The 21,146-nt window shown below is 62.0% G+C and carries 13 protein-coding genes; 4 read left to right on the plus strand and 9 right to left on the minus strand.

Features of this window, described 5'->3' with window-relative positions; all coding sequences use genetic code 11:
- Positions 1–380: 380 nt before the first annotated feature.
- The 3 genes from J7E24_RS15655 to J7E24_RS15665 all read right to left on the minus strand — a co-directional run bounded on the left by J7E24_RS15655 (position 381) and on the right by J7E24_RS15665 (position 7,993).
- Positions 381–3,956, minus strand: a complete 3,576-nt coding sequence (locus J7E24_RS15655; protein ID WP_215139066.1) for a reprolysin-like metallopeptidase — start codon at positions 3,954–3,956, stop codon at positions 381–383.
- A 208-nt stretch (positions 3,957–4,164) separates the two neighbouring features.
- A complete protein-coding gene (locus tag J7E24_RS15660) occupies positions 4,165–5,394 on the minus strand; it encodes an MFS transporter (RefSeq protein ID WP_251047232.1) in 1,230 nt (409 codons plus the stop codon).
- Between the two features lie 301 nt (positions 5,395–5,695).
- Positions 5,696–7,993: a LysM peptidoglycan-binding domain-containing protein gene (locus tag J7E24_RS15665; RefSeq protein ID WP_215139067.1), complete on the minus strand. Its 2,298-nt coding sequence runs from the start codon at positions 7,991–7,993 to the stop codon at positions 5,696–5,698.
- A gap of 327 nt (positions 7,994–8,320) precedes the next feature.
- On the opposite strand from J7E24_RS15665, the gene J7E24_RS15670 reads away from it, so the two are divergent.
- Entirely contained in the window at positions 8,321–9,040 is a 720-nt protein-coding gene (locus J7E24_RS15670; RefSeq protein ID WP_215139068.1) for a porin family protein, read from the plus strand.
- Positions 9,041–9,187: 147 nt separating this feature from the next.
- On the opposite strand, the gene J7E24_RS15675 is transcribed toward J7E24_RS15670, so the two are convergent.
- The 6 genes from J7E24_RS15675 to J7E24_RS15700 form a co-directional block, all read right to left on the minus strand.
- On the minus strand, positions 9,188–12,121 hold the full coding sequence (locus tag J7E24_RS15675; RefSeq protein WP_215139069.1) for a TonB-dependent receptor: 2,934 nt from the start codon (positions 12,119–12,121) through the stop codon (positions 9,188–9,190).
- A 96-nt stretch (positions 12,122–12,217) separates the two neighbouring features.
- A complete protein-coding gene (locus J7E24_RS15680) occupies positions 12,218–12,862 on the minus strand; it encodes an O-methyltransferase (protein ID WP_215139070.1) in 645 nt (214 codons plus the stop codon).
- Between the two features lie 8 nt (positions 12,863–12,870).
- Positions 12,871–13,764 carry a YDG/SRA domain-containing protein gene (locus tag J7E24_RS15685; RefSeq protein ID WP_215139071.1) on the minus strand — a complete coding sequence of 298 codons (894 nt, stop codon included), beginning with the start codon at positions 13,762–13,764 and terminating at the stop codon, positions 12,871–12,873.
- Positions 13,765–13,830: 66 nt separating this feature from the next.
- Positions 13,831–14,292 (minus strand): YDG/SRA domain-containing protein, encoded by a 462-nt coding sequence (locus J7E24_RS15690; protein WP_215139072.1) that lies wholly within the window; start codon positions 14,290–14,292, stop codon positions 13,831–13,833.
- Positions 14,293–14,377: 85 nt separating this feature from the next.
- Entirely contained in the window at positions 14,378–15,610 is a 1,233-nt protein-coding gene (locus J7E24_RS15695; RefSeq protein ID WP_215139073.1) for a M16 family metallopeptidase, read from the minus strand.
- 249 nt (positions 15,611–15,859) lie between these two features.
- Positions 15,860–16,891: a glycosyltransferase family 9 protein gene (locus J7E24_RS15700; RefSeq protein ID WP_215139074.1), complete on the minus strand. Its 1,032-nt coding sequence runs from the start codon at positions 16,889–16,891 to the stop codon at positions 15,860–15,862.
- Between the two features lie 249 nt (positions 16,892–17,140).
- Between J7E24_RS15700 and J7E24_RS15705 the strand changes: the two genes are divergently transcribed.
- The 3 genes from J7E24_RS15705 (at position 17,141) to J7E24_RS15715 (ending at position 21,117) form a co-directional block, all read left to right on the plus strand.
- The gene (locus J7E24_RS15705) at positions 17,141–18,430 is read left to right on the plus strand and encodes an aminopeptidase P N-terminal domain-containing protein (protein ID WP_215139075.1); all 1,290 of its coding nucleotides are present in this window, start codon (positions 17,141–17,143) and stop codon (positions 18,428–18,430) included.
- Between the two features lie 483 nt (positions 18,431–18,913).
- Positions 18,914–20,389 carry an OmpA family protein gene (locus tag J7E24_RS17935; RefSeq protein ID WP_215139076.1) on the plus strand — a complete coding sequence of 492 codons (1,476 nt, stop codon included), beginning with the start codon at positions 18,914–18,916 and terminating at the stop codon, positions 20,387–20,389.
- Positions 20,390–20,556: 167 nt separating this feature from the next.
- Positions 20,557–21,117: a DUF4252 domain-containing protein gene (locus tag J7E24_RS15715; RefSeq protein ID WP_215139077.1), complete on the plus strand. Its 561-nt coding sequence runs from the start codon at positions 20,557–20,559 to the stop codon at positions 21,115–21,117.
- Positions 21,118–21,146: the final 29 nt, after the last annotated feature.

Here is a 21,146-nt window from a genome sequence, read left to right on the forward strand (position 1 = left end):
CTTAATTGAGAACAGCTCCTAAAGTAATAGCTTGGTTTATCACAGAAGAACAAGGCAATAGAACACAATCCTATCAAAATATCAATGCGGCGGCCCTGGACACGGTAACGGTGCGCATCGTTTTCTAGCCTGTTTTCTTCTACTGTTGGGTTATAAATTCTGGCCACGGCCACAGCAGCTAGCCGCATTGTTTCAGTCGCTCACTGCTACTGCCGCAACAGCCATGAAACCTTGCTCCCGAGGATAACCCACTACCCGAATGCATTTAAAAAAAACGGTCATCCCCCGCCCGCAGGCGAAGGATGACCGTTTTTCAGCTAACAGCTAACAGCTAACAGCTAACAGCTAACAGCTAACAGCTAACAGCTAACAGCCAACAGCTACTGCTTCAGCAGGCGCACCACGCTCGTGCCGTTGGGCAGGTCGAGGTGCAGCTGGTAGATACCGGTGCCGAGGGGGCTCAGGTCGAGGCTGGTTTGCAGCTCGGCCGCGCCTTTGGTCAGCGTCTGGGTTTGCACCAGGCGGCCCACGGCGTCGGTTACGCGCAGCGTAACGGGACCGCGCTGGTCGTTGCCGATGCGCACCCGGAACAGGCCGGTGCTGGGGTTCGGGGATACCTCAATGCCCTGCAGCGCCGCAGCCACGGCGCGCGTAATCACCGAAACCGTCTGGCAGGCCTGGTTCGAGTAGTCGGAGGCGCCGGCCGTGTTGATGGCCCGCACGCGGTAGCAGAACTGGCCGTTGGTCGTCACCTTGTCGGTGAAAAACGAGGTGCCGGCGGCTACCGTGCCAATTCGGGTGTAAGTGCCAGCTGTACCCAGAGCCCGCTCAATCTCGTAGCCGGTTTCGTTGGTGGCGTTATCAAGCCAGAGCAGGTCGATGTCGGCACCCGTGGCGGTGGCCACCGGAGCCAGGACCGTCAGCGAGGTAGGAGCCAGGGGCAGCTCATCCGACGTGCATACTTCCAGGCTCCAGCCCGTGAGCGTGCCGCCGTTGCCGGGCTTGTTGTCGGTGATGGTGAGCGTCCAGTTGCCGTTGGCGGGCGAATTGAGCAGCTCGCCGAGCGAGTTGAGCGGGCGCACCGTGCTGCCGGCCACTACCGGGCAGGCCAGCGCCGCCGTGGCCGCATCATCGAAGCTCAGACTCAGGTTGCCGGTGCCGGGGCAGATGCGCGAGAACAGCACCACACGGCGGCCGGCCGGGTTGGTCAGCGAAATTTCCAGTTCGCTCACGTCGGGGTGCGTGATGGCCAGATTGCGCACCCGGATGTTGGAGGCGCGGTTGGTGTTGCTGACGGCAATGATGGAGGTGATAGTAGAAGTGCCCGTAGCCGAAATCGTAAGGGGCACGTTGGTGGCGGCCAGCGTCTGACAGGTCTGGGTGCCGGTCGTGAAGCTGATAACAGCCGAGTAAGGGCCTGCGCCGCAGCCGCTGAGCGCCCGCACTCGCACAAAATACTGGGTAGAGGCCTGCAGCTGGTTCGGCACAAACGTATTGGCGGGGCTGATGCTCTGGGTAATTACGCCCGTCGTGAAGGCGGCATCAAGCGCCAGCTGCACTTCGTAACCCGTAGCGTTGGTCACTGGCGTCCAGGTGATGGCCGGACGCAGGCTGGTGCGGGTACTGGCGGTAGCCGGGGCCGTTACGGTCGGGGCCTGCGTGATGCCTGGCAGAATGGTCAGCAGTACATCGAGCGTGCGGGTAGTCGTGCCGCTGACACCCGTCAGCTGCAGCGTGTACGTGCCCGAAACAACCGCGCCGGTGGTAGCAATGGTGGCTGTGGTGCTGGTGCCAGCGGCTACCGTGGCAGCCGGGAACGTAACCGTTACGCCGGCCGGCAGGTTGGTGGCTGCTAGTGTTACCTGGCCCGTGAAGCCCTGGAGCTGGCCCACGGTGAGGGCTACAGTGCCCGAGTTGCCGGCGCAGAAGCTCAGCGCGCCGGCCGGTCCGGCCGGGCCCTGCAGGAAGAACGTTGGTTCGGCGGGTACCTCAATCTTGAAATTCTGGTCCGATACATCAAAGAAGATACCGCCAGTGGCCTGCACCTTGATACGGGCCTGGGTGGTAGCCGCCACACTGGCCGGCAGCGTCAGAGTTTCAAAGCCGTCGTTGGGCGTGTTGGCCAGCAGCGTAGTCGGGAAGGTCAGGCCGCCATCGGTCGAAAGCAGCACATCGACGTTGGCGGCGCTGATGGGCGCCTGGGTGGTGTTGGCTACGTCCCAGCTAACCTGCTGGGGCGCCCCTACGAGCCACGAGGTTGCGGCCGTATTAGGAGCCGTTACCACAAAGGGGCCGGCCGTGGGTACTACCACCACGTTCATCGAATCGTAATCGACCCCGCCGCCACCGGCCCGGTTGTCGCGGGCAACCAGCCGGAAAATGAGGCGGCGGCCGTAGGTTGGCAACAGCTCGCCCCGGGTCTGGGTATTGTTCAGAAGATCGGTCAGGCGTGGGAAAGTACGGGAGGCGCTAGTAGTAGGCGCGAAAACGCGGAACAGCGGCGCATCGCCCGAGGGGGAGTTGGGCGCCCCGCCCGGCCCCAGGTTGTACTGCTCCCACGAGTAGGTGAGGGCGTCGTTGTTCACGTCGGTGGCCGAGCCGGTGAGCGTGAAGGGCGTGCTTACCGGAATAGCATAGTTGCGGCCGGCATTCACGACTGGCGCCGTGTTGCCGGTGGCCGTCGTGGCCGAGCAGTCCTGCGCCCGGGTGATGTGCGCTACAATCTGGTCGAAGCTGCGCGAGTGAAAGAAGGCGTCGGAATTAGGCTGGGTGTTATCAGCCCCGCAGATGCCGGCGTAGGCCATAATGGTGGTACCCGAGCCCGGCTCGTAAGCCGAGGAAGCGGCCCGGTTGCCGCCGCTGCACGAGCCGATAGTACCGTTGAACGTGTGGTCGCCGCCGAACTGGTGGCCTATTTCGTGCGCCACATAGTCTACGTCGAAGGCGTCGCCGATGGGGCTGGTGGTGCCCGTTACGCCCCGGGCTTTACCCGAATTGACGCAGACTGAAGGCTTCTGGGCCACGCCCCCGCCGTTGGTGCTGAACACGTGGCCGATGTCGTAGTTCGCATTGCCGATAAGCTCATCCACCGTGGTCTGGTTCTGGTTGAGCATGGCAGTCCCGCTGTTGTTGGTGTACGGGTCGGTGTCGGCATCGAAGAAAATCAGCGCTTCGTTCTTTGGCACTATCACCATGCGAACGGCCACTTCCCGCTCATAGATGCCGTTTACCCGGTTCATGGAGGTAGCCATAGCCGCCATTACCGACTCTACGGTGCCGCCGTGGAAGGCCGAGTACTCGGCTGTGGCGGCCAGTGCCAGCCGGTAGGTGCGTAGGGTGGCACCATTGGCTACGGCGGCCCGTTGAGCGGTAGTAAGCTGCACTTCCGGCTCGGTGCCATCGGGCGAAGCCACGGCGCAGGTAAAGGCCGGCATCAGCATGTTGCGGCGCTCAAAAACCAGATGGGTACTACTGCCTTTGGCGGCCGGGTCGATGTACACCGTGTAGCCGGCGGCCAGAATCTGGGCATGAAAACCGGCGGGCGTTACGTCGAGGCGGGCCGTGGCCGACGGGTCGTCGAGGCCCTGGGCCAGGTAGGTGCGGATGCTGGGGTAGCGGGCGGCCAGTTCAGGGGCCAGCACCGGCACCTGCTCTACCCGAAACCGCTGCGAAGTGCCATTGGGCAGGGGCAGCGAAATAACCGTGGCCGGACCCCGGTTGCCGGTACGCTCCGCCGGAGCAGTTTTCAGCACGTCGCGGATGGCGTCCAGCTGGAAGTCCACTGTCCGGAAGTGGGTGAGGGCCTGCGTGGCGGCGCGGGCCTGGGCCGGTACCCGCCCTGCATTGGCCCACAGTACGCGCTGGGCCTGCGCTACCGGTGCCCCGGCAAGCAACAGGGCCGAACCGGCCAGCAGCGGCCGCCAGGCCCGTTGTAAAAGAGTAGAGAGTGGTTGCATAGAAGAAACAGGAGGTGAGAAAGAATAGAAAAAGGGCGCATCCTGTATAATGACAAGGAATGCGCCCTCAAGATAGAAGTTTTGCCGTCAGCCTGTTCAGTTTAGTGTCAGAATGGCAAACCATTTTGCGTTGAGTATCAGATCAGGCGCAACCTGACGGCTTTAACCAAGGCGCCTGAATTGCTGGCCCAAATCTGGGCTCACAAGTTCAAGCTTCCTCCTCTAGTATAGCAGGCACGCGCCCCCGCATAACCAGCAAAAATACCAGGCCCATCAGTACGCTGCCAGCGCTGGCCAGGTGCACAAAGGGCAAGTGGGCGGGCTCGTTGCTGAATATCCAGCCCGCCAGCAGTGCCCCCACTCCAATGCCGGCCTCCAGGGCCATGTACATCGTAGAAACGGCCCGGCCGCGCCGGGCGGGGTGGCTCAAATCCACGGTCCAGGCGTAGATGGTAGGCGAGTTGAGGCCCGTGCCCAGCCCGAACAGCACGGCTCCGGCCAAAAAGCCCGTCACTGAGGGCGCGAAAGCCAGCATCAGCAGCGAGGAAATAATAATGACCGACGAGCCCAAAAGTACCGGTACCCGGCCGTAGCGGTCGGAGGCGCGGCCGCCCACCAAACGCACCACCAGCGAGGCAGCCGTGTAGCAGAGGTAGAACAGGCCCTTGCTTTCGCCCGTGAGGCCCAGCACCCGGCTCTGGTCGGGTACCACCGTAAAAATGGCTCCGAACGGTAGTAAAAACAGCAGCGTAGCCGCGGCCGGAATTAGCACCCGAGGCTCAAACACCTCCTGCCAGCTCTCAATTTTGAGCAGTTTCCAACTGAAGCGCTGCCGCTGAGCCGGGGCCAGAGTTTCGGTCATGGTGCCTTGTACAACCAAGCTGAGCAGGGCCAGGCCCGAGGAAGCGTAGAACAACACATCGAGCGCGAAGTGTGCCGCCAGCCACGAGCCCAGTGTGGGCCCGGCCGCCATGCCCACCGAACCAGCTACGCCCAGCAGGCCCATGGCCTCGCCCCGGCGGGCCAGCGGCACAATGTCGGCAATGTAGGCGGCCGTGCCGGTGGGCTTGAAGCCGGTGCTGAAGCCGTGCAGCAGCCGCAGCCCCAGAAACCCGACCACCGTAGCCGTGAACGGATAAAAGAAGCCGCAGATAAAGCACACCAACGAGCCGAACACCATCACCGGAATGCGGCCCACGGTATCGGCCAGCTTGCCCGAAAACGGCCGCGAGAGGCCGGCCGTGAGCGTGAACAGGGCAATGATATAGCCCTTGTATTCGCCGCCGCCCAGGCTGGTGAGGTAGTCGGGCAGCTCGGGCAGCAGCATGTTGAAGCTCATGAAAAACAGGAGCGACGAAAGGCACATGAGCCAGAAACCGGCCGTGTACACCCGGGGCGGACGCGGCGTGGGGGCCGTGGTGGTGATTGGAGGAGCCATGCGGCCGCAAAGGTACGGCGGTGGGGGCGGGGTTGGCAGGAAGAAATAAGATACTACCGTAGAAGCTGCTGAGTCCTAGCGTTACCACACCGTAAAACTGTTTGGAATGTACCCGGAATCAATCAGACCGTGATGCTGCATCTGGCGGTTGGTTGACTCTCTAAGCAGCTTTCGTAGCGGCAGAATGGATTTGCAAGGCAGTTCAATAAAGACGCAGCTCCGACGAGTTAGCGCCGCCTAACCAGTAGCGGCACTATCTCATCAGGGCTGAGAATTTTACCTGTCTGGTTGCCCTGCCGGGCTACTGCGCCGGGGGCGTTACTACCAGCACCTCGCCGGGCTTCACGGCAAAATCGGGCTTGCTGTTCCACTCCATCAGCTGCTTGATGGTAACGCCGTAGCGGCGCGAAATGGCGTAGAGCGTTTCGCCCGGCTGCACCGTGTGGCGCACGGTAGTGGGCGTAGCAGTAGCCGGCGCGGCCGAAGCTGGAGTAGCGGCCGGGGCGCCCGGGGTAGCGTCTGGTACAGCAGCCGGCGCCGCCACGCGCAGCACCTGCCCGATTTTCAGCGACGGATTGGCTGGTAGCCCGTTCCAGGCGATGATATCGGCCGGGCGCAGCTTGAAGCGACGGGCCACCGAGTACAGGTTTTCGCGGGGCTCCACGGTGTGCAGGCCGCTGGCCGGTACCGGCTCCACGATAGTGGGCGGGCCAGCGGCAGGTGCGGCAGCAGCCTCCGAGGCAGGCGAGGGGGCCGCCGCAGGCGCCGCCGGAGTTACCGGAGCTGGCGCAGGAGCTGACTTAACAACTGGAGTCGGAGTGGCAACCGGAGCTGGTGCCGGAGCCGCCGTGGTTACCGGGCTTGGCGTGGCAGTTGGCGCTGGGGTGGCAGGCCGAGGCGACGGCGCAGGCGCAGGCCGCGACGTCTCCGTTTCGGTTGGGGTGGCGGGCGCGGCCGAAGAACGTTCGCGGGGCTCATCGGCGACGGGGCGCGAGGCGGGCAGCGGCCGGCGCGGCGGCAGCGACGAGGCTGGCGCCGCAGCCGGAACAGGAGCCGGCGTTGCGGGGGCAGGCAGCGGCGCAGCGGCGGGAGTGACGGTGACCGGAGCCGGAGTGATGGGGGTAGAAGCCGGGGTGGCGGGCTGCTCGTTCACGCTTTCCACTTGGGCGTCGGCTTCGGCGGCTGAGTCGTCTTCTACGGCGTCCTCCAGCGCCCGGCTGGCGCGGGCGGTGCTGCCGCGGTAGGGCTCCGAGGTGTCGGTAGTACGCTTTTTAGGGGCCGGTAGCGGGGCTGGGGTGCTGGTTACGGGCTGCTCGAAGGCGGCCAGCGCGGCGCGGTTCTGGCTATCCACGTACTCAACGGGGGTGGTTTTGGGGCGCGTGTGCTGTAGCCACAACACCCGGCCGGGGCGCAGCTCCTCGTTGCGGGCCATGCGGTTCTTCTGCCAGATGGCACTGGCCCGCAGGCCGTACTTCTGCGACACCGTCAGCACGCTTTCGCCGGGCTGCGCTACATGGTACTCCACGGCTCCTTTGTCGCGCTTTTTCTGCAGAAAGTAGGGCTGGCCGGGCACAATCTGGTCGAAGGCGAACAGGTCGTTGTAGTTGAGGAAGCGCCGGAGCTTGAGGTTGCCGCGGCGGGCCAGGCTTTCCTTGGTGTCGCCGGGCAGCGCAATCAGGGCCCGCAGGCCGTTTACGCGTACCAACTCGGCGTTTTCGGGGTCGGGGGTGGGCGGGTTGAGTAGCTGGGTGGCAGCGGCCGACTTCTGCTGGGCAGCCAGCAGCGTGAGCTGAGCCGGGTCGGTGATGGGCACCAGCACGGTGTACACGCGGTCGGTGGGCACGGTGGGGGCCAGCAGCCAGCGGTTGTACTTAGCCAGCTCCTCGGGGTTCTGGCGCAGGCTGGTGGCCAGCAGGGCCAGCGGCTGCCCGGCCGGTGCCGGAAACTCCTGAAACAACAGCGGCGGCCGCGGATTCAAATTTAAAGCAGGCTCGAAGGCCACCTTGTGAGCCAGAAACGTGAGTACGTAGCCGTTGGTGCGCTCCGAAATTTCCATCTCGGTGGCATCCACATCAGTGGGCAAGGTGTAGGGCTTGGCGCCGGTGAGACCCAGGTTGTAGCTAATGAGGGAGTTGATCCAGTTGCGAAACGTTTTGTTGTTGCGCAGCAGGTACTGCGCCGCCGCCTTCGACGAGGCCACAATGTGCTTGCGCTCATCCACGGCCTCATTTATCAGCAACCCAAAATCCTGGGCCGTTTCGCGCTTGAACTGCCAGTAGCCCACAGCGTCGCTGATACTCTGGGCATTGCCCTGCAGGCCGCTTTCGTGCAGCACGAGGTAGCGGAAATCCAGCGGCAGACCTTCCTGCTGAAATACCCGGTCGATGAGCGGGAAATACGCATCGGCCAGCACCACCTTGGCCTGAAACGAGGCCGGGTGGCGGCGCAGGGCGTCCACCTTCTGCTGCACCGCGGCCTGCCCGCCGGGCGTCAGGCGCAGGCGCAGGTTGCCCAGCAGCAGGTTGGCCGGCACAGGCACGGTTTGGGCCACTCCCAGCAGCGGGAGCAACAAAAGCAACAGTAGATAAACTCGTTTCATACAAAGCAGGCAATACGCGGAGCCACTGCGCCAGCCCCACTGGCCGGCCCCGTCAGCCTACAAAGTAGATGAAAAATTGGGTGCGTTCCGCGGTGGGGCGCGCAAATCCAAGCCAATGATGGAATTCTACCGTGTAGCAAAGAGCCGTAAGTGGACAGTAGCTCGCGCCAGGGTCAGTTGCTGTACAAATTCAGTCGGCGAAGCAAGCAGTTTGAATACATGCCCGTTTTTTGGGCTTCGGTTGCCGCATCATTTTCCCCAATTATTTCTGATCAGGTCAACAAGGATTGGCTTAAATGAGTGGGGCTAGACCCCTAGCTTTGCACCATGAAACACCTGTTTATCTCCCTGCTCTCACTGGGTTCCGTTGGTTATGCGCAGGGTCAAACCAGTAGCAGCGTGGGGCCCGTTATTGGGTTCAATGCCAGTACGGCGCCTTACGAGTACGACCACACCTTTACGACCCACTATCGAACCGGAGGCGCAATTGGCGCACTGGTAAACGTGCAGCGCCAGCACCTGGCCCTACAGATAGCGGCACTTTACCAGCAGAAAGGGTTTCGCATGGACGATGAGCACACCTCATCCTCTGGTTTGTACACCCGCCAGAAAAACGACTACCGCCTGAATTACCTGAATCTACCCGTGCAGGTGGCTTATGCCTTTCGCCCCGATGGACAAGGCGTTCAGGTGTTTGCCGGTGGCTATATCGGGGTGCTGCTTCGGGGAAAAGCCGAACTTGACGCCTACTATGAGGACGCGATAAATGGAACGAGTGGTGCACGCCAAGGTGCTATAAAGCTTAAACCGGGGCGGGCCAATGATTCTTATTCTATTCATTCCTACTCCCAACGGATTGATGCCGGCCTGCAAGCCGGAGCTGGCTACCGCTATGAGCAGCTGCTACTGCAACTGAGCTACAGCTACGGACTGCGTGATATTGGTGCCCGGTACGAGAAGGGAGTTGCGGCCGGGTTTATTACGCCCAGCTATTACAACCGGGTAGCGCAGGTATCGGTGGCCTATCTGTTCGGGCATTCCGACTAGCCTAAGCGAGCGTAACATTCAAGCGCTGTATCATCCCACAAACAGCAGGCCCGCATCCATCTGGAGCGGGCCTGCTGTTTACATAACTCAGCAGCAAGCCGGCCGAAAGCGGTGAAGCCGCCCGTTATTCCGGGCACAGCCAACGCCTTACATTCCGCCGCCGGGCCGGCCATAGCCACCGGGTCGGCCGCTGCCGGGGCGCGGGTTATTGCCGCCTTCCGGAGCGTCGTCGGATCCGCCAGGGCCCGCGCCCCCGCCAAAGCTGCGGATGTTGTAGGTGAAGCTCAGCAGGAAGTAGCGCTGCAGAATGTTGGTACGTACATCCTCGGTGTAGGCGGCCGCAATGTTGCGCTGGATGCTGTTGTTCTGGCCCAGCAAATCAAAGGCAAATACCTGTATTTCGCCCCGCTGATTGGCAAACAGCTTCTTGCCCAGCGAGGCATTCCAAAGCACAAAGTTCTGATTGAAGCCCGCTGCCAGGCCCGTGTACAGCTGGTGGTTGACGTCGGACTTCAGCGTAATGCCCTTGGCGATAATCCAACTCAGGCGCAGGCTGGTGTTCTGGCTGAAAAAGCGGTTGTTGAGCTGCGGCTGCAGGCTGTTGCGCACCCAGCTCTGGCTCGAGTTCGAGGCCAGGGTAAAGTCTACTTCGGGGCTGATGTTGCTGCTCAGGCTGGCCCCCAGGCTGGCCGAGGGCGTGCGGTTGTAGTTGAGCTCCCCGAACACCAGGCCCGGCGTCTGGGCATAGTTGAGGCCCGCGTTCAAGCTCAGGTTCGACTTGATAAAGGTCAGCGGCTGGCTGTAGTTGGCAAAGCTGCGCAGCGAGTACTGCCGGCTCAGGTTTACGGGCCGCGTGAGCTGGCCACCGGCCGGAATCACGATGCCATCCACGGTCAGCGGCTCGCTGCTGGCGTAAATGGTATTGTTGGTAATGTAGTTGTTCACGTAGCTGCCGCCCAGAAAGGCAAAGAACGAGCGCGACTTTTCGGGCACCGCCGACGAGTAGCGCACAAACAGGTTCCGGCGGATTTCCTGGCGCAGGTTGGGGTTGCCGGTGGTGAGCTGCAGCGGGTTGGCGTTGTTGACCACCTCCTGCAGTTGGCCCACCGAGGGCGCATTGGTGTTGGTGCGGTAGTTCACGCGCAGGTTCTGCTGCTTCGAGAAGTTGTAGCGCAGCCGGGCGTTGGGCAGCAGGTTGAGAAAGGTGCGCTCCGTGTTGCCGGGCCGCGGAAACTGCTGGTCGCTTTGCAGGCGGGCGTGCTCCAGCTCGGCCCCCACCGACCACTGCAGCTCCTTGTTCTGGTAGCGGTAGCTCAGCTCGCCCGCGTTGGTGAGGTAGTTGCTCTGGAACACCGAGCTAAGCGTATCGTTGAGGCGGCTGTACTGTTGCTCGCCGGGTACGAAGTCGAAGGTGCGCTTGTCCGATTTGTTAGGCGTGTAGTCTATGTCGTACTCCACCTGCAGGGCGCCATACTGGCCCAGCGGCTCGGTGTAGTCGAGGCTGCCGCTCCAGCTCCAGCCGGTTTGGGTCAGCCGAGAAAACTGGTTGAGCGAACTGGTAACCGGCTCATCCTGCCGAAAAAAAGTGGTGCTCGACAGCAGGTTGTTGTCGCCGCGGTTGTCGTTGTAGCCCGCATCGAGGCCCGCCGAAAACGTGCGGCCCCGCCGGGCAAACCGGTGGCGGTACAGCAGCCGGCTGTTGCCCGTAATGCCCGTAAGGGCCGAGCGGTAGGAGCTGGCGTTGGCCCCCTGCGGCGTGGTGGCGCTGGTGCCGCCATCGGGGCTGGCCAGAAACGTGTTGCCATCGAGCAGGCTGGTGCCGGTATTGCGCTGCATCGAAAAGCTGGGCCGCCATAGCACCGAGTTCATGCTGTCGAATTTGTGTTCGAGGCGCATACTGAAGCGGTTGTTGAGGTTGCGGCTGCTGGCGCGCGAGTCCTCGGCGTAGCGCAGATCCTGGGCCTGGCCCGCGGTGGGCACGTAGCGGCGCAACAGGCTGGTGGCGCTGGTGTTGTCGCTCAGGTTGAAAAAGTAGCTGCCCTGCACCTCGGTTTTCGTGCCCCAGGTGTCGGAGTAGTTTAAGCCCAGCGCGTGGGTTTTGCTGATGCCGCCCCGCTGGTTTACCAGAAAGTCGCTCGCGTTGCCACTGTTGCCACCCCGGCCGCCGCCACCCCCGCCGCGGCCGCCACGTCCGCCGCCGCCCGAGCTGCCTACTACGCCCAGCAGGTCGTCGGTGCCAAAATTCTGCTCGTTCACATTGTTGGTCTGGGCCACGATGCTCAGCCGCTGCTTGCCTTTAAAGCTGTTCAGGTTGCCACTCACCCGGTACCGGTCGTCGAGCGGTCCGTAGCCGGCCACCACCCGCCCAAACCGGCCGTTGCGGAATTGCGGCTTGGTTACGATGTTGATGGTTTTCTGCTGGTTGCCGTCGTCGAAGCCCGTAAACTGGCTCTGGTCGGAAGCCCGGTCGTACACCTGTATTTTGTCGATTACCTCGGCCGGCAGGTTCTTGAGCACCGCGTCGGGGTCGTTGCCGAAAAACTCCTTGCCGTCTACCAAAATCCGCTGCACCTGCTCGCCCTGGGCCTGCACCCTTCCGGTAGTGGGGTCTACGGTTACGCCGGGCATTTTCTTGATCAGGTCGTTGGCGCTGGCATCGGGGTTAGTTTTAAACGAGCCGGCATTGAACTGGGCCGTGTCGCCCTTCTGCACGGCGGCGGCGGCCTGGCCAACCACTTCCACGCCCTTCAGCGTTACGCCCCCGGCCTGTAGTGTCAGCTCCCCCAGGTTTAGCGGGGTGGCCCCCACCTGCACGGTGCGCTGCACGTCTTGGTAACCCAGGAACGACACTGTGAGTCGGTGGCGGCCTGCCGGTACGCCCCGCACCACAAACGAGCCGTCGGCTTCCACCGCCGCCCCGCGCCGTACCGAGTCGGGTAGCTGCAGCAGCACCACGTTGGCCCCCAGCAGCGCCGATTGGTCCTGGGCATCGAGCACCCGCCCGCTCACAGTTGTCTGGGCGCGGGCAGTGGTCAGGAGCAGCGGCAGTAATAGCAGGGAGAAGAGAAAACGTAGCGTCATCAGGCGAAGCGGAAAGGCGTTAGCCAACATAGACGCTGAAAATTCTCCGACGTTTACTGGTAGCGAATATTTCTTTTCAGACAGCACGTCATTCTGCTACAGCTTGCGTACCAGCAGCAGCCCGTCGCGCAGGGGCAGCAACAGGTTTTCCGCCCGCGCATCGGCCTGTACTTTGGCATTGAAGGCCCGCACGGCGTGGGTGTCCTTGTCGGCAGGTTTTACGGGGTAGCCAGGCAGCACTTTGCCGTTCCAGAGCACGTTGTCAATGAGTAGAAAACCGCCCGGCCGCACCTGGGGCAGCACCAGCTCGTAGTACGTGTCGTTGTTGATTTTATCGGCGTCGATGAACACCAAATCCCAGGCTTCGGCCAGTGCGGGCACCACCTGCCGGGCGTCGCCGATGTGCAGCTGCACCCGGTCCTGCAAGCCCGCTTCGGCCACGTAGCGCCCGATGCGGCCCGCCAGCTCAGGGTTCTGCTCGACGGTGTGCAACAGCCCGTCAGGGGTCAGCCCTTCGGCCAGGCACAGGGCCGAGTAGCCGGTAAACGTGCCCAGCTCCAGCACCCGCCGCGGCCGTACCATGTGGCTCAGCATGCTCAGCAGCCGCCCCTGCGCGTGCCCCGACAGCATCCGGGCGTGCAGCACCTGCACATGGGTTTCGCGGTTGAGGCGGGCCAGCAGCGCACTTTCGGGGCTGGTGTGGTCGTCGGCGTAGCGCTGGGCGTCGTCGGGAGAGTACATATGGGTTGTTAGAAAAGGGTAGGCGTCGTCGGGTGCGACTGGTAGATGCGGCGCCGGTGGTAGAGTAGGTGCAGCGGGTTTACCTCGTGGGCCGGTGCCAGCGTCAGGCGTCCCGGCTGGCCCCGCAACGTGCCGTCATCGTTCACCGACCAGCTGCCCCTATCGAAAGTAACGTGGTGGTTTGGGCACAGGCATAGCAGGTTGTCGAGCTTGTCGGGCCCGTGGTGCGGGCCGCCGAGGCCCCGGATGTGGGCTGCTTCGGCGTAGGGTCCGGTGGGCGTGGGCAGTCGGGCGGCACATACCTGGCAGCTGAAATCGTACAGTTCTTTCACGGCGCGCATCAGGCGGGTGTCGCGCACCACGCGGTTGGTTAAGGCCAGCTGGCGCGGCGCCGGCGCATACGTTACTGTTGGTTCCTGTAGTAGCGTTTCTGCTGAATAGGGCGAAGCCTCAGCATCCAGAATTTCCAGCCGAAACCGCCAGATAAGGTGGCCCGAGCGACCCGGTTGGGCCTCGTAGCGGGTAACCAAGTACAGCCCGGCATATTGGTAAAAAGCCGTTTTGCCTTCCTGCACCTTGCGAATAACGCGCACTGGCGTTTGGTGCTCGAAGCTGAGTTGCAGTGCCCGGTTGCCACCCGTTAGCTGCTGGTCGGCTACCTGCCGGCCTTCCTGGTTGCCGCCTTCGCCGGTGTACAGTATCACCGACCCTAAATCCAGGTCGTCCTCGTAGCCACCCGATAGCACAATAGCCTCCGCCGGATGCCCCTTCAGGCTCGAAATGCCTTTGTACAAGTCCCGGTGCAGTCCGGCGTCTTTCACTTCTGAGCGGCGCAGAAACTCATGCCCCGGCTCGATACCGGCAACAGGACCAATATGAACGGGCACCGGACGAGTAGACATCAGGAAATAAGGCTGGGGCGAGGGGTAAAAGCGGGAGGGAGCCAACTGCAAACCTACTCGCATCTTTTACAACGCAGCCTTTGCTTCGCTGCTTTTTTCAGGCACCAACCGGAATTTCCAGACCCGAAAGCCTGCCTTGCCCGGCTCGTAGACGGCGGCCACCACCCGGTATAGCCCTTCGTAGCGGTAGCCGCGGCCCGCATCCACCGCAATCCGCCGAAAAACCCGTACTGGGCGGCCGGTTGCGAGGCTTTTATGCAGGTATAGGTTGCGGCCGCTCAACTCCTGATGGGCCGTTTGCCGGCCGGTGCGTGGGTCGCGGCCGCCGCTGCCCGAGTACGTCAGGTCGTGCTTCCGGAAGTCGTCATCTTCGTATTGATCAGCCAGAATAATGGACTCCGCGCCTTCCTCAGCCGAGCCACTCACGCCCGTGCGTGTGGGCCGGTGCAGCCCCGCCCGGCTCAGCGCCAGCCGGCTGTCCAGCGCATCGCCCGGCCGGTAGTAGCTGATGTGGCCGAAGATGGGCATAAGGTGATTTGGTGAATTGGGTGTTCGGTAGTAGCGCGAACTTTGNNCGAACTACAAAGTTCGCGCTACCACCTCACCAAATCACCTATTCCGGCACGTACTGCAGTACGCTCAGGTTGTCGTCGGTGAGGATTTCGTTGGCCAGCTCCAGCAGCTCGGGGGCGGTAATACAGCGGATTCGGTCGAAAATTTCGTTGATGGCTTCCACGCGGCCCAGGTCCAGGGTGCTTTTGGCCAGCAACTGCATCAGGCCGCTGTTGCTTTCCTCGGCCATGGCCAGCTGGCCCATCAGCTGCTCCTTGGCCGTGTGCAGCTGCGAGGTACCCAAGGCTTGCTCGCGCAGGCGCTTGAGCTCCTTCTGCACCAGCGCCACCGTGCGGTTCACCTGCTTTTTCTCGGTACCGAAGTAGATGCCGAACAGGCCCGTATCAGTATAAGGCGAGTAGGTGGCATCGATGGTGTACACGAGACCGTACTTTTCGCGCACGCCCAGGTTGAGGCGCGAGTTCATGCCGGGGCCGCCGAGCAGGTTGCTGAGCAGAAAAAACGGAATCCGCCGGGCATCGTGCAGGGCGTAGGCCGGCCCCCCAATAAGGCAGTGGGCCTGCGTGATGGGCTTGCGCTCCAGCCGCTCCAGCCGCTGGTAGCCGCTGAACGCCAGCCGGGGCCGCGCCCCCAGCCGAGCCGGCAGCGGCGCCAGGTACTTATCGGCCAGGCGCTTCACCTCCTGAAACGGCAGGTTGCTCACCGAGCTGAACACCACCCGGTCAGTCCGCACGTTGTCGGCCAGAAACTGGTGAAAATCGGCCTGCTGGAAGCCCGACACGCTTTCGCGGGTGCCCAGAATGTTGTGGCCCAGCGTGTGGCGGGCAAACACCACATCGTCGAAGTCATCAATGATGGCGTCTTCGGGTGCGTCGTGGTACATGGCCATTTCCTCCAGAATCACGCCGCGCTCCTTCTCAATCTCCTTTTCGGGGAAAACAGAGTTGAACGTTAGATCCGTCAGTAGCTCGAAGGCGCGCTCGAAGTGGGTGCTCAGCAGCGAGGCGTAAAAGCAAATTTTCTCCTTAGTAGTATACGCGTTCAGCTCGCCGCCCACGGTTTCGAGGCGGTTGAGGATGTGGAAGCTCTTGCGCTTGTGGGTGCCCTTAAAAGCCATGTGCTCCCAGAAGTGGGCCAGCCCGAGCTGGTGCGGCTTCTCGTCGCGCGAGCCAATATCAAGCAGAAACCCGCAGTGGGCAATTTTGGTGTGCGGAACCTGCTTATGCAGCACCCGAATTCCGTTGGGCAACTCGTACAGGTCGTAATCAGTCATTTCGTAGGGTGTTGGGGACTTTAGGGGCTGAGGAACTTGCATTCGTGTAAGCCGCCCACCAGCCCGGCCCGGTATAACCACGCCGGCGCGCGGTAGGTTGCAAAGATACGGGTGGTGAGATGGTGAGAGAACTGTCATTCTGAGCGGAGGCGCAGCCGTAGTCGAAGAATCTCGCGTGCAATGGTAATCCCAATATGGAGGTTCCTTTTGCACGCGAGATTCTTCGCTCCGCTCTGAATGACCGTTCTTTTACAACCTGACCACCTCACTTAACACTGTCAGCAGCTGCTCCGTCCGGATGTCGTGGGCGCAGCGGAAGTGGCCCAGCGGACAGGCGGCGTGCCCGTGCAGGCCGCAGGGGCGGCAGGACAGGGGCTCTTCGATTTCCACGATGCGCGAAAACGGACTCAGCGGCCCGAAGCCGAAGGCTGGCACCGTGGAACAATACACCGCGCACACCGGCGCGCCCACGGCCGAGCAAAGGTGCATGGGCGCCGAATCGTTCACGTAGTTGAGCACGGCCCCGCGCATGAGGGCTGCCGAAGCCAGCAACGACAACCGCCCCGACAGATTCATTAGCCCCGGCCGGCCACTCAGTTCCAGCAGCCGCTGGCAGGCCGCCGTATCGGGTGGGCCGCCGAGCAGAAACACCGTGTACTCGGGGGGCAGCGAAGCCAGCAGCTTCAGCCACTGCGCCTCCGGATATTGCTTGGTAAACCACACCGAGGTAGGCGCAATGCAGATGTACGGCTGGCCCCCAGCGGCTGCCACGGCTTCGTTTGCGGCCTGCTCGTCGGCGGCGGAAGGGTAGAGGCGGGGCGGCACCACCGGGCCCGTGTAGCCCGGTGCCAGTAGGCGCAGGTTGCGCGTTACCTCGTGCACGCCGGCTTCCAGTACGTGCGGCGCAGTGCGCGTGAAAAACCGAGCCAGTGGGTTCTTGTCGAAACCCACCCGCTCGGGCGCCCCCGAAAAAGCCGTGAGCAGGCCGGTGCTGGCGAAGCGCTGCAGCGTAACGACGCGGCCGTAGCCGGTGCTTCTAATCTGGTTCAGTAGCCCCAGCAACCCGCGGTACTTGTCCTGCTTTTTGTCCCATACCAGCACCTGCCGCACGTGTGGGTGGCCCTTCAGTAGCCCCTCGTTTCCCTTGCGTACCAGGAAATCAACCGGCGTGTTGGGCTCAGTGCGGTGCAGGTATTCCAGCAGGGCCGTGGCCAGAATCACGTCGCCGATAAAGGCAGTCTGGATGAGCAGGACGGCGGGCGGGGCGGCAGCGGTAGGCATGGCGGGGGCAAGTAGGGCCCGCAAAGATACGGCGGCGGTAGGAGCGTCGGTGAATAGAAAAGGACCGTCATTCAGAGCGCAGCGAAGAATCTCGCGTGCAATGCTGATTCCTGACGACAGGGTTACCAAAGCGCGCGAGATTCTTCGCTGCGCTCTGAATGACGTTCTTTTTAGTCCCAAACCGTAATCTGCTTAACTTGGCCCGACCGCCCCAGCGGCCCCGTTCCGTTTTACCTCATCCCCGCTACTATGCGCTACGGCCCTATTTCGCCCGATTTGTTCACTGAAAACCGCCGCCGCTTCCGCGAGCTGCTGCCGCCCGCCTCGCTGGCCATCTTCCAGGCCAACGACATCATGCCCACCAACGCCGACGGCACCATGGCCTTCCGCCAGAACAACGACTTGTTCTATCTGAGCGGTGTTGATCAGGAAGAAAGCATCTTGGTCATCTTCCCGGATGCCGTGCTGCCGCAGCACCGCGAAATCCTGTTTCTCAAAGAAACCAGCCCCCAGATTCTCATCTGGGAAGGCTACAAGCTAACCAAGGAGCAGGCCCGCGAACAAACCGGCGTGCGCACCATCATGTGGCTGGAATCGTTCGAAACGGTGCTGCCGGCCCTGATGGCGGAGGCTGATAACGTATACCTGCCCAGCAACGAGCACATCCGGGCGGTGGTGGCGGTGGAAACCCGCAACGCCCGTTTCATCAAGCAGCTGCAGGCCGCTTACCCGCTGCACCAGTACCGCCGCGCCTCCCGGCTCGTCGATCAGCTGCGGGCCATTAAGAGCCCCGAGGAAATCCGGCTCATGCAAAAGGCCGCCGACCTCACCGAGGCCGCTTTCCGCCGCCTGCTGGGCTTTGTGAAGCCCGGCGTGATGGAGTATGAGGTGGAAGCCGAAATCTTCCACGAGTTTTTGCGCAGCGGCTCGCGCGGGCCGGCCTATGGCTCCATCATTGCCTCGGGGCCCAGTGCCTGCATCCTGCACTACGTCAGCAACGACCGCGAATGCCAGGCCGGCGACGTGATGCTGCTTGATTTCGGGGCCGAGTACGCCAACTACGCGGCCGATATGTCGCGCTCCATTCCCATCAGCGGCACCTTTACCAAGCGCCAGCGGGCCGTGTACGAAGCGGTATTGCACGTGATGAAGTTTGCCACGGCCCGGCTCGTAGCCGGTGGTAACATCGAGGAGTACCACGCCGCCGTGGGCGCCGAAATGGAGAAGGAACTCATCAAGCTCGACCTGCTCAATGCCTCCGACGTAAAAAACCAGGACCCTGCCGCGCCGCTCTACAAGCAGTATTTCATGCACGGCACCAGCCACTACCTGGGTCTCGATGTGCACGATGTAGGCTTCAAGTACCGCACCTTCGAGCCGGGCATGGTGTATACCTGCGAGCCGGGCATCTACATCCCGGCCGAGGGCTTGGGCATCCGCCTCGAAAACGACATCCTTATCACCAAAACCGGCAACGACGACCTGATGAAAAACATCCCGCTCGAAGCCGACGACATCGAGCGGCTCATGCGTCGGTAAAACGCAGGTCAGGTAGCCGGGTAAGGCGGGTGTGTTGCTTTATGGTGCAGTACGGGTATCTCTCTGGCCCGGCAATGCTACCGTTCCGTTGGGCTTTGCGCTACAGAGGTAGCGCGTGTGTCAGCACACATCCTGAGTACCTTCTGGTCTGGTGGCCGTTTCCAGTTTCGGAAGCGGCCACCAGGCTTTTTTGTGACCGTAATTCGACTGGCTTAACTTTTTTTTTCGGCTACTTTCCGGGTAGTGAAATTCGAAAGGAAGGGCTACGAAATCGTGCCGTTGGCAGACTGATCAATTGGGCGTAATATGCTTGAGCCGGTGCGTGCTAGCCCCCTCCCGGCCCGGTGAGCTCGCAAAATTAAAGACATATTAGAGCAACCTAATTTTAAGCTGACAGGTATAGGCACCATAGTAAGGCGCGAAGCCGCCGGTGCGGTTCAATGGCCGGAAACGATACCTTTGCCTTTTCAAACCTCTTTTCTTATGAAAAAAATCCTAACCTCCATTGCGGCCTGTGGTCTTGCAATGTTGTCGTTGGCCCCCGATGCGCTAGCGCAGACATCGGACCGTAAAACCAACATCAGCGTGTACTACAACTGGCTGCAGTACCACGGCGACCTGGGGTCGGAGTGGTTTAAAAGCAACAAAGTAGAGTACGGACTGGGTGTAACCGTGAGCCGCTACATCGCTCCGGGCCTTGACATCGGTCTGGACCTGAGCTACGGCGACATGAAGTTCTCGGCTGATTACCCGAAGAACACCTATTACCCCATCCGCCGCTTCGATGCCAACGTGGTGAACGTAGGTATTCCCATCAAGCTGAAGCTCAACAACGGCTGGGCCCTGAAGGAAGATGCGTTCATCGCGCCTTACCTGGTGGTACAGCCCGGCGTATTCTTCGCCAGCCCCGACCTGTATGACATCAACGACCGGGTGGTAGGCAACTCGGACGTGTATGCGTTTGACATTTCGGCGGCTGCCGGTATCAAGGTTAACTTCTCGGAAACGGTAGGCCTGTTCATTCAGACCGGCCAGCACTACCCGCTCACCGATCAGGTGGACGGTATTACCAACGTGGGCAAGCTCAACGACCGGTACCTGCAGCACAAGCTGGGCCTGAGCTTCAACCTGGGCAAAGCCAAGGACACCGACGGTGATGGTGTTTCGGACCGCAAAGACAAGTGCCCCGACACCCCCGCCGGCGTAGCCGTGGACGAAAACGGTTGCCCGCTCGACGGCGACAAAGACGGCGTTCCGGATTACCAGGACCAGTGCCCGACCGAAGCCGGTACGGCTGCCATGATGGGCTGCCCCGACAAGGACAACGACGGCGTTGCTGATAAAGACGACGAGTGCCCCGACCAGGCTGGTCTGCCCGCGCTGCGCGGTTGCCCTGATGCCGACGGCGACGGCGTAGCCGACAAAAACGACAAGTGCCCCGACACGCCGGCCGGCACCCAGGTAGATGCTACCGGCTGCCCATTGGTGCTCGACGCTGACGGTGACGGTATCCCCGACAACGTAGACAAGTGCGCCAACACCCCGGCCGGCACCCGCGTTGATGCCAACGGCTGCCCAATGGAAGTGAACCCCGCCCTGCGCAAGCTGGAGCAGCCAATTCGCTTCGAGACGAACAGCACGGTTATCAAGCGCACCTCGTACGGTACCCTCGACAAGATGGTACAGGCCCTCAAAGACAACCCCGAGTACAGCATTCGGGTAATCGGCCATGCCGACTCGCGCGGTACCGATGAGTACAACCAGGGTCTGTCGGAGCGTCGTGCCAGCTCGGTGAAGCGCTACTTCACTGGCAAGGCCCTCGACCCCGCCCGCATCGTAACGGAAGGTAAAGGGGAGTCGGAGCCTGCTGCTCCGAACACTTCGGCCCGTAACATGTCGCAGAACCGCCGGGTAGAATTCAAGTTTGAGTTCTTCATCCCGAATGCTCCCCAGCCATAAGGCTGCCGAAGCAACTTAAACAAGCGGCGTGCCCATTGGGTACGCCGCTTTTTTGTTGCCGCAGCTTCTGCGCTTTATCGTTCTGCTGACCCAACGGCCGGCCGGCTGTTGCGTAAAACAGCAACACCGTATCGTTTTCCACTTTTTTGTTAAAGAAATAGACGCTTATGAAAGTTCGTTTCGCTCCTTTGCTGCTGGCCGTTGCCCTGTTGTGGCTGGCGGGTTGCCGGGCCAGTGGCCCGGGCACGCCAGCCCGTACGGTTGCCGAGTTCTTCAACAAGTATGAAAACCGCTCCGGTTTCAAGGCCACCGACTGGAACGCCGGCCTGGGTACCCGGTTTTTGCTGGGCCGCCTCGGTAAGCTTGGCGGCAACAACGAGCTAAGCCAGGCCCTCACTTCCATTCGGAGCGCCAGAATCCTCACCTTCACGCCTACCAGCAACAGCGCCCAGCAGTTGGTGGTAGAGGGGCTCGATAAGGAAGTAGCCGGCCTGCTGGCCAGCGAGCGGTACACGCCCCTGCCCGTTGCCAACACCGACCCCGATATTCCGAACCAGATGCGCTATTCGGTGCGCGAGCAGAACGACCGGGTGACGGAGCTGGTAGCAGTAGGAGGCGAGAAAAACACCGGCTCGTTTGTGCTCATGGCCATCAGCGGCAGTTTTACCCGCGCCCAGGTGGCAGAGCTAAGCAAAGTGCTGCCCAACGTGGCCAGCGGCGGCTTCTAAAGGTAGCAACTGGTTATCTGAGCAGATGA

Origin of the sequence: Hymenobacter sp. ISL-91 (assembly GCF_018613725.1) — a bacterium.
Lineage (GTDB): Bacteria > Bacteroidota > Bacteroidia > Cytophagales > Hymenobacteraceae > Hymenobacter.

Bases quoted from the DNA above. Each gene is read 5' to 3' on its own strand.
- J7E24_RS15655 (WP_215139066.1), bottom strand. From the start codon at position 3,956: ATGCAACCACTCTCTACTCTTTTACAACGGGCCTGGCGGCCGCTGCTG.
- J7E24_RS15660 (WP_251047232.1), bottom strand. From the start codon at position 5,394: ATGGCTCCTCCAATCACCACCACGGCCCCCACGCCGCGTCCGCCCCGG.
- J7E24_RS15665 (WP_215139067.1), bottom strand. From the start codon at position 7,993: ATGAAACGAGTTTATCTACTGTTGCTTTTGTTGCTCCCGCTGCTGGGA.
- J7E24_RS15670 (WP_215139068.1), top strand. From the start codon at position 8,321: ATGAAACACCTGTTTATCTCCCTGCTCTCACTGGGTTCCGTTGGTTAT.
- J7E24_RS15675 (WP_215139069.1), bottom strand. From the start codon at position 12,121: ATGACGCTACGTTTTCTCTTCTCCCTGCTATTACTGCCGCTGCTCCTG.
- J7E24_RS15680 (WP_215139070.1), bottom strand. From the start codon at position 12,862: ATGTACTCTCCCGACGACGCCCAGCGCTACGCCGACGACCACACCAGC.
- J7E24_RS15685 (WP_215139071.1), bottom strand. From the start codon at position 13,764: ATGTCTACTCGTCCGGTGCCCGTTCATATTGGTCCTGTTGCCGGTATC.
- J7E24_RS15690 (WP_215139072.1), bottom strand. From the start codon at position 14,292: ATGCCCATCTTCGGCCACATCAGCTACTACCGGCCGGGCGATGCGCTG.
- J7E24_RS15695 (WP_215139073.1), bottom strand. From the start codon at position 15,610: ATGACTGATTACGACCTGTACGAGTTGCCCAACGGAATTCGGGTGCTG.
- J7E24_RS15700 (WP_215139074.1), bottom strand. From the start codon at position 16,891: ATGCCTACCGCTGCCGCCCCGCCCGCCGTCCTGCTCATCCAGACTGCC.
- J7E24_RS15705 (WP_215139075.1), top strand. From the start codon at position 17,141: ATGCGCTACGGCCCTATTTCGCCCGATTTGTTCACTGAAAACCGCCGC.
- J7E24_RS17935 (WP_215139076.1), top strand. From the start codon at position 18,914: ATGAAAAAAATCCTAACCTCCATTGCGGCCTGTGGTCTTGCAATGTTG.
- J7E24_RS15715 (WP_215139077.1), top strand. From the start codon at position 20,557: ATGAAAGTTCGTTTCGCTCCTTTGCTGCTGGCCGTTGCCCTGTTGTGG.